At 67.7% G+C, this 14,132-nt stretch carries 12 protein-coding genes; all 12 read left to right on the forward strand.

All coding sequences use genetic code 11. The annotated features are described in order from the left end of the window. The first annotated feature begins 100 nt into the window (after positions 1-100). The 12 genes from coq7 to murC all read left to right on the forward strand — a co-directional run bounded on the left by coq7 (position 101) and on the right by murC (position 14,132). The gene (gene coq7 / locus JYG37_RS04685; RefSeq protein ID WP_124630564.1) at positions 101-727 is read left to right on the forward strand and encodes a 2-polyprenyl-3-methyl-6-methoxy-1,4-benzoquinone monooxygenase; all 627 of its coding nucleotides are present in this window, start codon (positions 101-103) and stop codon (positions 725-727) included. Between the two features lie 385 nt (positions 728-1,112). Continuing rightward, a complete protein-coding gene (gene mraZ / locus JYG37_RS04690; protein ID WP_006487094.1) occupies positions 1,113-1,541 on the forward strand; it encodes a division/cell wall cluster transcriptional repressor MraZ in 429 nt (142 codons plus the stop codon). 23 nt (positions 1,542-1,564) lie between these two features. Beyond that, on the forward strand, positions 1,565-2,506 hold the full coding sequence (rsmH, locus tag JYG37_RS04695) for a 16S rRNA (cytosine(1402)-N(4))-methyltransferase RsmH (RefSeq protein WP_050013910.1): 942 nt from the start codon (positions 1,565-1,567) through the stop codon (positions 2,504-2,506). After that, positions 2,503-2,844 carry a cell division protein FtsL gene (gene ftsL / locus JYG37_RS04700; RefSeq protein ID WP_050013909.1) on the forward strand — a complete coding sequence of 114 codons (342 nt, stop codon included), beginning with the start codon at positions 2,503-2,505 and terminating at the stop codon, positions 2,842-2,844. The genes rsmH and ftsL overlap by 4 nt, the downstream gene beginning before the upstream one ends. Next, on the forward strand, positions 2,841-4,688 hold the full coding sequence (locus JYG37_RS04705) for a peptidoglycan D,D-transpeptidase FtsI family protein (RefSeq protein ID WP_050013908.1): 1,848 nt from the start codon (positions 2,841-2,843) through the stop codon (positions 4,686-4,688). Before ftsL ends, JYG37_RS04705 begins: the two co-directional genes overlap by 4 nt. Further along, positions 4,685-6,232 carry a UDP-N-acetylmuramoyl-L-alanyl-D-glutamate--2,6-diaminopimelate ligase gene (locus JYG37_RS04710; protein ID WP_124594246.1) on the forward strand — a complete coding sequence of 516 codons (1,548 nt, stop codon included), beginning with the start codon at positions 4,685-4,687 and terminating at the stop codon, positions 6,230-6,232. The genes JYG37_RS04705 and JYG37_RS04710 overlap by 4 nt, the downstream gene beginning before the upstream one ends. Then, entirely contained in the window at positions 6,229-7,635 is a 1,407-nt protein-coding gene (locus tag JYG37_RS04715) for a UDP-N-acetylmuramoyl-tripeptide--D-alanyl-D-alanine ligase (RefSeq protein WP_050013906.1), read from the forward strand. The genes JYG37_RS04710 and JYG37_RS04715 overlap by 4 nt, the downstream gene beginning before the upstream one ends. 16 nt (positions 7,636-7,651) lie before the next feature. After that, the gene (gene mraY, locus JYG37_RS04720) at positions 7,652-8,821 is read left to right on the forward strand and encodes a phospho-N-acetylmuramoyl-pentapeptide-transferase (protein ID WP_006477019.1); all 1,170 of its coding nucleotides are present in this window, start codon (positions 7,652-7,654) and stop codon (positions 8,819-8,821) included. 28 nt (positions 8,822-8,849) lie between these two features. Beyond that, positions 8,850-10,358 carry a UDP-N-acetylmuramoyl-L-alanine--D-glutamate ligase gene (gene murD, locus JYG37_RS04725; RefSeq protein ID WP_124556619.1) on the forward strand — a complete coding sequence of 503 codons (1,509 nt, stop codon included), beginning with the start codon at positions 8,850-8,852 and terminating at the stop codon, positions 10,356-10,358. After that, the gene (gene ftsW, locus JYG37_RS04730) at positions 10,355-11,638 is read left to right on the forward strand and encodes a putative lipid II flippase FtsW (protein ID WP_050013904.1); all 1,284 of its coding nucleotides are present in this window, start codon (positions 10,355-10,357) and stop codon (positions 11,636-11,638) included. The genes murD and ftsW overlap by 4 nt, the downstream gene beginning before the upstream one ends. After that, complete coding sequence (gene murG / locus JYG37_RS04735; RefSeq protein ID WP_050013903.1) at positions 11,635-12,738, forward strand: undecaprenyldiphospho-muramoylpentapeptide beta-N-acetylglucosaminyltransferase; 1,104 nt, start codon at positions 11,635-11,637, stop codon at positions 12,736-12,738. The genes ftsW and murG overlap by 4 nt, the downstream gene beginning before the upstream one ends. After that, a complete protein-coding gene (gene murC, locus JYG37_RS04740; RefSeq protein WP_050013902.1) occupies positions 12,735-14,132 on the forward strand; it encodes a UDP-N-acetylmuramate--L-alanine ligase in 1,398 nt (465 codons plus the stop codon). The genes murG and murC overlap by 4 nt, the downstream gene beginning before the upstream one ends.

Below are 14,132 nucleotides of genomic sequence, written 5' to 3' on the forward strand. Positions count from 1 at the left end.
ATCACGGGTTAACCGCAATTTCCGCTGAATAATCAAGTCGGTTACGCAGCGGACTCGTGCCCTTGCCGCGCGCAGCGGCATCTGCAGCCAGGAGAACAGGATGGTGTTGGATGAACTGATCAGCGAATTCGATCGCGGCCTGCGATCGCTGACCGGCATTAGCCGGATGAGCCGGCCGGTGCCCGTGCCGGTCGATACGACGGACGTCGAACTGACGCCCGCCGAGCGCACGCACGCGGCCGGCCTGATGCGCGTGAATCACGTCGGCGAGGTCTGCGCGCAGGCGCTCTACCAGGCGCAGAAGCTCACCGCGCGCACCGCGTCGGCGAAGGCGATGTTCGAGGAGGCCGCGCGCGAGGAGGAGGATCACCTCGCGTGGACCGCGCACCGCCTGAAGGAACTCGATTCGCGCCCGAGCGTGCTGAACCCGCTGTGGTATGCCGGCGCGCTCGCGATCGGTGTGGCGGCCGGCACGCTCGGCGACAAGGTCAGCCTCGGCTTCATGGCGGAGACGGAGCGGCAGGTCGAGAGCCATCTCGAAGGTCACATGTCCGAGCTGCCGGCGACCGACACCGCATCGCGCGCGATCGTCGACCAGATGCGGATCGACGAGGTGAAGCACGGCAAGGCCGCGACCGACGCCGGCGGGATCGAGCTGCCGCTACCCGCGCGGATGCTGATGCGCGCCGCGTCGAAAGTCATGACGCGCACTGCTTACTATCTCTGAGATTTGGCCGGGGTGGCGCAGGACGCCGCCCCGGTTCACCGCCCCCGATACCGTCCGCTCACTCCTCGTTTTCCCGCCCCCGAAAGCCCCGTCCGCACGCCAGTCTGGCCCGTCTTTCTCACGTATCACCTTCACAAGTTGCACTAGCTCATTCATTTATAACGGTTTTTGGAATGAGGGGTCGCATGAGCATGTGCGCGTAAGTCCTTGTTCTAACTAACAAAATTCGTCAAAAAAGCGGGCCGCTCCCTTGACCGTGCCACACCCTTCCTCTAAAGTGGGAGACAGTGTGAGAAAGTGTATTTTTGTGTGATTTAGCCGGCTGTTCCGGCTAAATTCTCAGCATTGAGCGGGTGCTTCGGTGCCCTGAACGGGAGAGCGGAAAGTGTTCCAAGGGGCGTCGGCGCTGACGCTCGATGCGAAAGGGCGGATGTCGGTGCCGGCTCGCTATCGCGAAGCGCTGCAAGGACAGGCAGAAGGACGGGTGACTGTGACCAAGCACCCGGACGGCTGCCTGTTGCTGTTTCCGCGCCCCGAATGGGAAGTGTTCCGCGCCAAGATCGCCGCGCTGCCGATGGACGCGCACTGGTGGCGGCGAATTTTTCTCGGCAATGCGATGGATGTCGATCTCGACAGCGCGGGCCGGATTCTCGTATCGCCCGAGCTGCGCATGGCAGCCGGACTGGAAAAGGAAGTCATGTTGTTGGGAATGGGTAGTCACTTCGAGCTGTGGGATTCGCAGACCTACAACGCGAAGGAGCAGGCGGCGATGGCGCAGGGCATGCCCGACGCGCTGAAGAATTTCACGTTCTGATTGCGGTGACGGAGACGCCCGCGATGGGAAATGAATTGCGGCATCGGACGGTGCTGTTGGATGAGGCGGTCGAGTCGCTCGTGACGCGGCCGGACGGCGTGTATGTCGACGGCACGTTCGGGCGCGGCGGCCATAGCCGCGCGGTGCTCGCGCGGCTGGCGTCGGGCGGGCGGCTGATCGCGTTCGACAAGGATCCGAGGGCGATCGAGACGGCACAGGGCATCGAGGATGCGCGCTTCTCGATCGTGCATGACAGCTTTGCATCGATGCGCGACGCGCTTGCGGCGCGCGGCGTCGAGAAGGTGTCGGGGGTGTTGCTGGACCTGGGCGTGTCCTCGCCGCAGGTGGACGATCCGGCGCGCGGCTTCAGTTTCCGCGCGGATGGTCCGCTGGACATGCGAATGGATCCGACGCGCGGCGAGTCGGCGGCCGAATGGCTCGCGCGGGCATCGGTGCAGGAATTGACGGAGGTGATACGGGATTATGGGGAAGAACGGTTTGCTTTTCAGATTGCAAAGGCGCTTGTTGCTCGCCGGGCAGAGTCCGACCGTCTTGGGCCTCTCGACACCACGGGCGAGCTTGCCCAAATCGTGGGTCACGTCGTCAAAACCCGTGAGAAGGGCAAGGATCCGGCAACCCGCACCTTTCAGGCTATACGGATTCACGTCAATCAAGAGCTTGCGGACCTGCAAGTCGTACTAGACGCGGCACTGTCGTTGCTGGAGCAAGGGGGGCGGCTGGTGGTCATCAGCTTTCATTCACTCGAGGACCGGATCGTCAAGCGATTCATGCAGGCGCACGCGAGTGCGCCTGCGGTCGATCGTCGCCTGCCGATCCGCGCCGTCGACCTGCCGAGCCCGCCGCTCAAGATCATCAGCCGCCAGTTCCCGAGCGAAGCGGAAGTCGCCGCGAATCCGCGCGCCCGCTCGGCCGTGATGCGCATTGCGGAGCGCGTCACGCCATGAGCCGTCTCAATATCTTCCTGCTGATCATCGTGATGGGTTGCGCGCTGTCGGTCGTCAACTCGACGAACCAGCAACGCCAGATCTTCATCCAGCTGCAGCGCGCGCAGTCGCAGGAGCGTCAGCTCCAGCAGGACTACGCGCAGCTTCAATATCAGCAGAGCGCGCTGTCGAAGACGTCGCGCATCGAGCAGCTCGCGAACGATTCGCTGAAAATGCAGCCGATTTCGACCGGTCGCACGCAATACCTGACGCTGCCGGCTGGTGCGGCGAAGGCGATCGACGCGCCGATGGCGGCATCGGCCGACACGACCGGCAAGGGCAACGGGGGCGCGCGATGAAGCCATCCCCGAAGCGCCAGAACGTGAAGTTCTCGTCGAGCCCCGTGCTGGGCGTGCATTTGCCGATGTGGCGCTCGAAGCTCGTCGTGTTCCTGCTGTTCATGGCGTTCGTCGCGCTGACCGCCCGGGCGTTCTGGATCCAGGGGCCCGGCAACGCGTTCTATCAGAAGCAGGGCGAAAGCCGCTACCAGCGCACGCTCGAGCTGCCGGCCACGCGCGGCAAGATTCTCGACCGTAACGGGCTCGTGCTCGCGACGAGCTTGCCGGTGCGCGCGATCTGGGCGATTCCGGACGCGGTGCCAGACGATCTCGATACCGACAAGGTCAACCAGCTCGGCAAGCTCCTCGGCATGACGCCGAAGGAACTGCGCGTGAAGCTGTCGCAAGACAAGGGTTTCGTCTACGTGAAGCGCCAGGTGCCGATCGACGTCGCGGACAAGGTCGCCGCGCTCGACATTCCCGGCATCTATCAGCGCAACGAATACAAGCGCTTCTATCCGGAAGGCGAGATCACCGCTCACCTGATCGGTTTCACGAACGTCGAGGACGAAGGGCAGGAAGGCGTCGAACTGGGCGACCAGAAGATGTTGTCCGGCACGTCCGGCATGCGTCGCGTGATCAAGGACCGGATGGGGCACATCATCGAGGATGTCGCCGAGCAGATCCCGCCGCACAACGGCACCGACGTTGACCTGTCGATCGACAGCAAGATCCAGTACATCGCGTACGCGAACCTGAAGGCCGCCGTCGAGAAGTTCAAGGCGAAGGCCGGCGCGGCGATGGTCGTCGACGTGCGGACCGGCGAAGTGCTCGCGCTCGTCAACTACCCGACGTACAACCCGAACGACCGTTCGCGCATGACGGGCGAGCAGTTGCGCAACCGGATCATGACCGACGTGTTCGAGCCGGGCTCGATCATGAAGCCGTTCACCGTGTCGCTCGCGCTCGATCTGCATCGCGTGACGCCGAACACGCTCGTCGAGACGGGCAACGGGCACTTCGTGCTCGACGGCGCGCCGATCACCGACGACGCGGGTTTCGGCACGCTGACGGTCGGCGGCGTGATCCAGAAGTCGAGCAACATCGGCGCGACGAAGATCGCGATGACGATGCGGCCCGAGGAAATGTGGAATATGTATACGAGCATCGGCCTCGGCCAGGCGCCGAAGGTCGGGTTCCCGGGCGCGGTGGCCGGCCGACTGCGTCCGTGGAAGAGCTGGCGCCGCATCGAGCAGGCGACGATGTCGTACGGCTATGGCCTGTCGGTGTCGCTGTTCCAGCTCGCCCGCGCGTACACGGCGATCGCGCACGACGGCGAGCTGATGCCCGTGACCATTTTCAAGACCGACCCCAATCAGCCGATCGCGGGCACGCAGGTGTTCAATCCGACCACCGCGCGCGAAGTGCGCGCGATGCTCGAGACGGTGGTCGCGCCGGGCGGCACGTCGCCGGATGCGGCCGTGCCGGGCTACCGCGTCGGCGGCAAGAGCGGTACCGCATACAAACATGAAGGTCACGGCTACACGCGCAAATACCGCGCGTCGTTCGTCGGGATGGCGCCGATGCCGAATCCGCGCGTCGTGATCGCGGTGTCGGTCGACGAGCCGACTGCCGGCAGCCACTTCGGCGGCCAGGTGTCGGGCCCCGTATTCTCGGCGATCGCCGGCGACACGATGCGTGCGCTGAACGTCCCGCCGAACATGCCGATCAAGCAGCTCGTCGTGTCCGACGATTCGCCGGAATCTGCTACCGCAAAGGGCCCGCAAAAGCTGGCCGCGGGCAGCGGTGCGAAGCATATGATCGTATCCAGCACGACACGTAATTCACCAGGAGTGGTTCGATGAGCGCCGCCCGCAGTTCCCATCCGGCGCATCAGCAGATCGCAGCCGCGCTCGCGTGGTTGCGTCAGCATGTGACCCCCGCGGCGCAACTGCATGCGGACACGCGCAGCCTGAAGGCTGGCGACGTGTTCGTCGCGTATGCGGTCGACGGGGCAGATAACCGCGCGTTCATGGCCGACGCCGTCGCACGCGGTGCGGCCGCCGTGCTGTATCAGCCGGAAGGGCTGAGCGCGGCACCGGCCGCGCCGGCCGTACCCGTCGCGCTCGCGGTGCCGGCGCTCGACCAGCTCGCCGGCGAGATCGCCAGCGGCTGGTACGGCGATCCGAGCGACAGCCTGCTCGCGATCGGCGTCACCGGCACGAACGGCAAGACGTCGTGCACGCAATGGATCGCCACCGCGCTGACGGCGTTGCACCAGCCGTGCGCGGTGATCGGCACGCTCGGCAGCGGGATGCCCGGCCAGCTCGTGCCGACCGGCTTCACGACGCCCGACGCGCCGCAACTTCAGCGCAGCCTCGCGCAGTTGCGCGGCGCGGGCGCGCAGGCCGTCGCGATGGAGGTGTCGTCGCACGCGCTGCACCAGGGGCGCGTGAACGGGACGGCGTTCGACATCGCGGTGTTGACGAACCTCACGCAGGATCACCTCGACTATCACGGCACGTTGGATGCGTACGAGGCGGCGAAGGCGAAGCTGTTCGCGTGGCGCGGTTTGCGCGCGGCGGTGATCAACCGCGACGACGCAGCGGGCCGTCGCCTGCTCGAGAAGCTGGCCGGCCGTGTGCGCACGATCGCGTATGGGATCGGCGACGTGCCGGCGCCCGACGCCGATCGCGAGCTGATCGCGCTCGACGTGCGCGCGACGGCGACCGGCACCGCTTTCCGCTTGCGTTCGTCGTGGGGCGACGCGGACGTCGAGGTCGGCACGCTCGGCACGTTCAACGTCAGCAACCTGCTCGCGGTACTCGGCTCGCTGCTCGCGGCCGACGTGCCGTTCGACGCGGCCCTTGGCGAAATCGAGCGGCTCGAGTCGGTCAACGGCCGGATGCAGCGGCTCGGCGGCCGGCTGCAGAACGACGAGCCGCTCGTCGTGATCGACTACGCGCATACGCCGGACGCGCTCGAAAAGACGCTCGACGCGCTGCGCCCGATCGCCGCGGCGCGCGGCGGCCGGCTCGTCTGCATGTTCGGCTGCGGCGGCGATCGCGATGCGACGAAGCGTCCGCTGATGGGCGCGATCGCGGAGCGGCTCGCCGATGAAACCGTCGTCACGAGCGACAACCCGCGCAGCGAGGATCCGCAGCGCATCATCGACCAGGTCGTCGCGGGCATGACCGCGCCCGATCGCGCACGCCGGATCGAGGATCGCGCGAGCGCGATCCTGCAGGCCGTGCGCGGCGCCGCTCGCGAGGACGTCGTCGTGCTGGCCGGCAAGGGCCACGAGGCCACGCAGGAAATCATGGGCAAGAAGCGCACGTTCTCCGATCAGGATCATGCAAGGCTCGCGCTCGCCGCGCGCGCGACGCACGGCAAGGGAGGCGCCGAATGACGATGCTCAGTCTCGGCGAAGCCGGCCGCCTGATTCCCGGCGCCACCGTCCACGGCGACGCGGGCGTCACGTTCGACCGCGTGTCGACCGATAGCCGTACGGTCGGCCCGGGCGACCTGTTCGTCGCGCTGAAGGGCGAGCGCTTCGACGCGCACGATTTCCTCGGCGACGTCGCCGCGCGCGGGGCGACCGCCGCGCTCGTCGCGCACGCGCCCGCAGGCGTCGCGATGCCGATGATCGAAGGCGGCGAAACGCGTGCCGCGCTCGGTGCGCTCGCGCACGGCTGGCGGATGCGATTCCCGCTGCCGCTGGTCGCGGTGACGGGCAGCAACGGCAAGACGACCGTCAAGGAAATGATCGCGTCGATCTTCGCGGCGGCGGTCGGCGCCGACGCGCGGCTCGCGACGGCCGGCAACCTGAACAACGACGTCGGCCTGCCGCTGACGCTGCTGCGCCTGTCGGCCGTGCATCGTCTCGCGGTGATCGAGATCGGCATGAACCACCCGGGTGAAACCGACGTCCTCGCGCGTCTGACCGCGCCGACGGTCGCGCTCGTCAACAACGCGCAGCGCGAGCACCAGGAATTCATGGCGACGGTCGAAGCCGTCGCGCTCGAACACGCGGCCGTGATCCACGCGCTGCCGCCGGACGGCGTCGCGGTGTTCCCCGCCGACGACGCGTACGCGGGCATCTGGCGCGTTGCGGCGACCGGCAACCGGATCCTCGATTTCGCGCTGCACGACGTCGAACGGCAGAACGACGCGCAGGTGGTCGGCCGCGTGCACGGCGGCGAGCTCGCGATCGACACGCCGGCGGGCGCCGTCACGGTCCGGCTGCGTGCGCTCGGCGAGCACAACGCGCGCAACGCGCTAGCCGCGACGGCCGCGGCGCTCGGCGCCGGCGTCGCGCTGTCGGCGATCCGGCAGGGGCTCGAAGCGTTCGAACCGGTCAAGGGCCGGCTGCAGGTGAAGCAGGCGAGCGTCGGCAGCCTCGCGGGCGCGACGGTCGTCGACGATACGTACAACGCGAACCCCGATTCGATGCGTGCCGCGATCGACGTGCTCGCCGCGCATCCGGCGCCGCGCGTGCTGGTGATCGGCGACATGGGCGAAGTCGGCGACGAAGGGCCGGCATTCCACCGCGAGGTCGGCGCGTACGCGCGCGAACGCGGGATCGACGCGCTGTTCGCGCTCGGCGACGCATCGCGCGACGCGTGCACCGCCTACGGCGACACGGCACGCCATTTCGGCGACGTCGACGCGCTCGTGTCGGCGCTGCTCGCGGCCGGTTACGGCGCGCAGGCGACGGTGCTCGTGAAGGGCTCGCGGTACATGAAGATGGAGCGCGTGGTCGACGCGCTGACGAACCAACCCGCGACGGGCACCGTGCCCGCCGCACACTGAGTAGAAGGAAGGAAGCATGCTGCTGGCGCTGGCGCAATGGCTGCAAGGAGACGCAAGCTTTTTGCGCTTGTTCACGTACCTCACGTTCCGGGCGGTGATGGCCACCATCACCGCGCTGGGGATCGGGCTCGTGTGCGGACCGTGGGTGATTCGCAAGCTGACGCAAATGAAGGTCGGGCAGGCCGTGCGCAAGGACGGCCCGCAGACCCACCTCGTCAAGTCCGGCACGCCGACGATGGGCGGCGTGCTGATCCTGATCGGCATCGCGGTCGCGACGCTGCTGTGGGGTGACCTGACGAACCGGTTCATCTGGATCGTGATGCTCGTCACGTTCGGCTTCGGCGTAATTGGCTGGGTCGACGATTACCGCAAGGTCGTCCACAAGGATCCGCGCGGGATGTCGTCGCGCGAGAAGTATTTCTGGCAGTCGGTGATCGGGCTGTTCGCGGCCGTCTATCTCGCGTTCAGCGTGTCCGAGGCGAACAACGTACGCGTGTTCGACCTGTTCATGGCATGGGTGAGAAGCGGCCTGTCGATGGGGCTGCCGGCGCGTGCCGACCTGATGCTGCCGTTCCTGAAGTCGATCAGCTACCCGCTCGGCGTATGGGGCTTCATCGTGCTGACCTACTTCGTGATCGTCGGCGCGAGCAACGCGGTGAACCTGACCGACGGCCTCGACGGCCTCGTGATCATGCCGGTCGTGCTGGTCGGCGCGTCGCTCGGCGTGTTCGCGTATGTGATGGGTAGCGCGGTCTATTCAAAATATTTGCTGTTCCCGCACATCCCGGGCGCGGGCGAACTGCTGATCTTCTGTTCCGCGATGGGCGGGGCAGGGCTCGCGTTCCTCTGGTACAACACACACCCCGCGCAGGTGTTCATGGGCGACGTCGGCGCGCTGGCGCTGGGCGGCGCGCTCGGCACGGTCGCGGTGATCGTGCGCCAGGAAATCGTGCTGTTCATCATGGGCGGCATCTTCGTCGCGGAAACGCTGTCGGTGATGCTGCAGGTGTCGTGGTTCAAGTACACGAAGAAGCGTTACGGCGAAGGGCGGCGCCTGCTGAAGATGGCGCCGCTGCATCACCATTTCGAATTGTCCGGCTGGAAGGAAACGCAGGTGGTCGTGCGTTTCTGGATCATCACCCTGATGTTGTGCCTGTTCGGTCTGACCACCCTCAAGCTGCGGTAAAGGAAAGGTAACAAGGATGTCTGGCGAGATGTTTGGAGATCGGCAACGGCCGATGGTGCTCGTACTGGGGCTCGGGGAATCGGGTCTCGCGATCGCGCGATGGTGCGCGAGGCACGGGTGCCGGCTGCGCATTGCCGATACCCGCGAGGCGCCGCCGAACCTTGCCGCGCTGCAGGCCGAAGGCATCGATGCGGAGTTCGTTGGCGGGGCGTTCACGCCCGCGCTGCTCGACGGCGGCGTCGAGATCGTCGGGCTGAGCCCCGGGCTGTCGCCGCTCGAACCCGCACTCGCGGCGCTGGTCGCGGCCGCGAACGAGCGCGGTGTCGCGGTCTGGGGCGAGCTGGAATTCTTCGCGCAGGCGCTGCGCGCGCTCGGCACGAGCGGCTACCAGCCGAAGGTGCTCGCGATCACCGGCACCAACGGCAAGACCACGACCACGAGCCTCACGGGCTTGCTGTGCCACCGCTCGGGCAAGCAGGTCGCGGTCGCGGGCAACATCAGCCCGGCGATGCTCGATCGGCTCGCGAGCGCGATCGACGAAACCGCGCTGCCCGACGTCTGGGTGCTCGAACTGTCGAGCTTCCAGCTCGAGACCGCGCGCACGTTCGCGCCCGATGCGGCCGCGATCCTCAACATCACGCAGGACCACCTCGACTGGCACGGCAGCTTCGACGCGTACGCGCAGGCAAAGGGCCGGATCTTCGGCGCGACGACGACGCGCGTACTGAACCGCGACGACGCGGCCGTGATGAAGTTCGCGCCGGCAGCCGGCGCGGCCGACGCACCGCGCACGGTCACGTTCGGCCTGAACGAACCGACGCAGGACGGCGACTACGGGCTGTCGCGCGACAACGGCATCGCGTGGCTCGTGGAAGCCGTCGATCGCGACGCGCCGGATGAAGCGACGACGACCCGCCGGCGCAAGCGCGACGCGCATACGCCCGACATCGCGCAGAAGCGCCTGATGCCGGCCGACGCGCTGCGCATCCGCGGGCTGCACAACGCGGCGAACGCGCTGGCCGCGTTCGCGCTCGCGCGGGCGATCGACCTGCCCGCCGCGCCGCTGCTGCACGCACTGCGCGAATACCGCGGCGAAGCGCATCGCGTCGAGGTGATCGCGACGATCGACGACGTCGACTACGTCGACGACAGCAAGGGCACGAACGTCGGCGCGACGGTGGCCGCGCTCGACGGACTCGCGCAGAAGATCGTGCTGATCGCGGGCGGCGACGGCAAGGGGCAGGACTTCGCGCCGCTGGTCGCGCCGGTCGCGCGCTGGTGCCGCGCGGTGATGCTGATCGGCCGCGACGCGCCGGCGATCCGCGACACGCTCGCCGAAACGGGCGTACCGCTTTCCGACCACGCGACGCTCGAAGGCGCGGTGCACGCGGCGGCCGAGCTGGCCGAGCCGGGCGATGCGGTGCTGCTGTCGCCCGCGTGCGCGAGCCTCGACATGTTCAGGAACTACGCCCATCGCGCGGAAGTGTTCCGCGCGGCGGTGGATGAAGTCGCCATCGACAAAGGAGCGACGTCATGAGCTGGTCCGATCGCCTCGTCTCCCGTTTCAACGACCGGCGCGACACCGGCGGCAATGCCGCGGGCGGCCGCGTCGCATCGGCCACGCGCGCCGCGACGGGCGGCCTCGCGAGCGTCGTCAACGGCGTGCGTCCGAGCCGTTCGCGGATGCTCGATTTCGACTATTCGCTGCTGTGGGTCGCGATCGCGCTGCTCGGGCTCGGCGTCGTGATGGTGTATTCGGCGTCGATCGCGATGCCCGATTCGCCGAAATACGCGTCGTATCACGATTACGCGTTCCTGATGCGCCACTGCGTGTCGCTTACCGTCGCGTTCATCGCGGCGGTGGTTGCGTTCCGCGTGCCGGTGTCGACCTGGGATAAATACGCGCCGCATCTGTTCCTGATCGCGCTGGTCGGCCTCGTGATCGTGCTGATCCCGCACGTCGGCAAGGGCGTGAACGGTGCGCGCCGCTGGATTCCGCTCGGCATCACGAACATGCAGCCGTCGGAAATCATGAAGCTCGCGGTGACGATCTACGCGGCGAACTACACGGTGCGCAAGCAGGAATACATGCAGAGCTTCGCGAAGGGCTTCCTGCCGATGGCGTTCGCGGTCGGCCTCGTCGGCGCGCTGCTGCTGCTCGAGCCGGACATGGGCGCGTTCATGGTGGTCGCCGCGATCGCGATGGGCGTGCTGTTTCTCGGCGGCGTGAACGGCAAGCTGTTCGGCGGCCTCGTCGCGACGGCGGTCGGCACGTTCACGATGCTTGTGTGGCTGTCGCCGTGGCGTCGCGAGCGGATCTTCGCGTATCTCGATCCGTGGGACGAGCGCTACGCGCAAGGCAAGGCCTATCAGCTCACGCACTCGCTGATCGCGTTCGGCCGCGGCGAGTGGTTCGGCGTCGGCCTCGGCGGCAGCGTCGAGAAGCTGAATTACCTGCCGGAAGCGCATACCGACTTCATCCTCGCGGTGATCGGCGAGGAACTCGGCTTCGTCGGCGTGCTGGTCGTGATCCTGCTGTTCTACTGGATCGTGCGCCGTGCGTTCGAAATCGGCCGCCAGGCGCTCGCGCTCGATCGCACGTTCGCGGGCCTGATGGCGAAGGGCATCGGCATCTGGTTCGGCGCGCAGACGTTCATCAACATGGGCGTGAACCTCGGGCTGCTGCCGACCAAGGGGCTGACGCTGCCGCTCGTGAGCTACGGCGGTTCGGGCATTTTGCTGAACTGCGTCGCGCTCGCGGTGCTGCTGCGCGTGGATTACGAGAACCGGGTGCTGATGCGCGGAGGGAAGGTATGACCGCGTCGCAACGCACGCTGATGGTGATGGCAGGCGGCACCGGGGGCCACGTGTTCCCGGGGCTCGCGGTCGCGCACCGGATGGAGGCGGCGGGCTGGCGCGTCGTATGGCTCGGCAATCCGGCCGGGATGGAAGCGACGCTCGTGCCGAAGCACGGCATTCCGATGGAGTACGTGCGGTTCGGCGGGCTGCGCGGCAAGGGCCTGAAGACCAAGCTGACGCTGCCGGTCAACCTGCTGCGCGCATGCTGGCAGAGCCTCGGCGCGCTGCGCCGCGTGCGGCCGGACGTCGTGCTCGGGATGGGCGGCTACATCACGTTCCCGGCGGGCGTGATGACCGCGCTGTCGGGGCGTCCGCTCGTGCTGCACGAACAGAACTCGATCGCCGGCCTGACGAACAAGGTGCTCGCGAAACTCGCGAAGCGCGTGCTCGTCGCGTTCCCCGGCGCGCTGCCGCACGCGGAATGGACGGGTAACCCGATTCGCGCGGAACTTGCGCACACGGAACCGCCCCAAGCACGCTATGCGTCGCGCAGCGGCCCGTTGAACGTGCTGGTCGTCGGCGGCAGCCTTGGGGCCGCCGCGCTGAACGAAGTCGTGCCGCGCGCGCTGGCGCTGCTGGCGCCGGGCGAGCGCCCGCGCGTCGTGCACCAGGCGGGCGTGAAGCACATCGAAGCATTGAAGGCGAATTACGAAGCGGCCGGTTTCGCGGCCGGCGAAGACGTGCGGCTCGTGCCGTTCATCGACGACATGGCGGCCGCGTATGCGGCGGCGGATCTGGTGATCTGCCGGTCGGGCGCGATGACGGTGTCGGAGATCGCGGCGGTGGGCGTGGCGGCGCTGTTCGTGCCGTTCCCGTACGCGGTCGACGATCACCAGACGACCAACGCCGCGTTCCTCGCCGATGCGGGCGCGGCCGTGCTGGTGCAACAACGCGACCTGTCGGCGGAACTGCTCGCCGACTGGCTGCGCAGCCAGTCGCGTGCATCGCTCGCGGAGATGGCGGAACGTTCGCGCTCGCTCGCGAAGCCCGAGGCCACCGACGAAGTCGCGCGCGTGTGCGCGAAGGCGGCCGGCGCGAACCTGGAACAACTGCAATGAAACACATCGTCAAACACATTCATTTCGTCGGGATCGGCGGCGCGGGCATGAGCGGCATCGCCGAAGTGCTCGTCAACCTCGGCTACGAGGTCAGCGGCTCCGACCTGTCGCGCAATGCGGTGACCGATCGCCTCGAGGCGCTGGGCGCGCGGGTCGCGATCGGCCACGACGCGGCGAACATCGAGGGCGCGAACGCGGTCGTCGTGTCGACGGCCGTGCGCTCGGACAACCCGGAAGTGCTGGCCGCGCGCCACCAGGGCGTGCCGATCGTGCAGCGCGCGGTGATGCTGGCCGAGCTGATGCGCCTGAAGCAGGGCATCGCGATCGCCGGCACGCATGGCAAGACCACGACGACGAGCCTCGTCGCGAGCGTGCTCGCGGCGGGCGGGCTGGACCCGACCTTCGTGATCGGCGGCCGGCTGATCAGCGCCGGCGCGAACGCACGGCTCGGCACGGGCGACTTCATCGTCGCCGAGGCCGACGAGTCGGATGCGTCGTTCCTGAACCTGTATCCGGTGATCGAAGTCATCACGAACATCGATGCCGACCACATGGACACCTACGGCCACGATTTCGCGCGGCTGAAGCAGGCGTTCATCGAATTCACGCAGCGCCTGCCGTTCTACGGCAGCGCGGTCGTGTGCGTCGACGATCCGAACGTGCGGCAGATCATCCCGTTCATCTCGAAGCCGGTCGTGCGCTACGGCCTGTCGCCGGACGCGCAGGTGCGCGCGGAAGACATCGACGCGCGCGACGGCCGGATGCACTTCACGGTGATCCGCGAAGGGCGTGCGCCGCTCGCGGTCGTGCTGAACATGCCGGGCCTGCACAACGTGCAGAACGCGCTCGCGGCGATCGCGATCGCGACCGATCTCGGCGTGTCGGACGACGCGATCCAGCTGGCGCTGGCGGAATTCAACGGCGTCGGCCGGCGCTTCCAGCGTTACGGCGACGTGCCGAGCGCGGACGGCGGCCAGTACACGCTGATCGACGATTACGGTCATCACCCGGTCGAGATGGCAGCGACGATCGCGGCCGCGCGCGGCGCGTTCCCGGGCCGCCGCCTCGTGCTGGCGTTCCAGCCGCACCGCTACACGCGCACGCGCGACTGCTTCGACGATTTCGTCAACGTGCTGTCGACGGTCGATGCGCTGGTGCTGACGGAAGTCTACGCGGCCGGCGAGGCCGCGATCCCGACGGCCAGCGGCGACGCGCTGTCGCGTGCGCTGCGCACGGCGGGGAAGGTCGACCCGGTGTTCGTCGCGACGGTCGACGACGTGCCGGACGCATTGGCGAAGGTCGCGCAGAACGGCGACGTGGTGATCACGATGGGCGCGGGTTCGATCGGCGGCGTGCCGGCGAAGGTCGTGCAGAACACGCAACAGAAGGGATGA

The sequence above is a fragment of the Burkholderia sp. LAS2 genome (genome assembly GCF_018417615.1).
Classification (GTDB): domain Bacteria; phylum Pseudomonadota; class Gammaproteobacteria; order Burkholderiales; family Burkholderiaceae; genus Burkholderia; species Burkholderia sola.

Coding starts and splice junctions, on each gene's coding strand:
- coq7 (WP_124630564.1), top strand. CDS start 101: ATGGTGTTGGATGAACTGATCAGCGAATTCGATCGCGGCCTGCGATCG.
- rsmH (WP_050013910.1), top strand. CDS start 1,565: ATGGGAAATGAATTGCGGCATCGGACGGTGCTGTTGGATGAGGCGGTC.
- ftsL (WP_050013909.1), top strand. CDS start 2,503: ATGAGCCGTCTCAATATCTTCCTGCTGATCATCGTGATGGGTTGCGCG.
- JYG37_RS04705 (WP_050013908.1), top strand. CDS start 2,841: ATGAAGCCATCCCCGAAGCGCCAGAACGTGAAGTTCTCGTCGAGCCCC.
- JYG37_RS04710 (WP_124594246.1), top strand. CDS start 4,685: ATGAGCGCCGCCCGCAGTTCCCATCCGGCGCATCAGCAGATCGCAGCC.
- JYG37_RS04715 (WP_050013906.1), top strand. CDS start 6,229: ATGACGATGCTCAGTCTCGGCGAAGCCGGCCGCCTGATTCCCGGCGCC.
- mraY (WP_006477019.1), top strand. CDS start 7,652: ATGCTGCTGGCGCTGGCGCAATGGCTGCAAGGAGACGCAAGCTTTTTG.
- murD (WP_124556619.1), top strand. CDS start 8,850: ATGTTTGGAGATCGGCAACGGCCGATGGTGCTCGTACTGGGGCTCGGG.
- ftsW (WP_050013904.1), top strand. CDS start 10,355: ATGAGCTGGTCCGATCGCCTCGTCTCCCGTTTCAACGACCGGCGCGAC.
- murG (WP_050013903.1), top strand. CDS start 11,635: ATGACCGCGTCGCAACGCACGCTGATGGTGATGGCAGGCGGCACCGGG.
- murC (WP_050013902.1), top strand. CDS start 12,735: ATGAAACACATCGTCAAACACATTCATTTCGTCGGGATCGGCGGCGCG.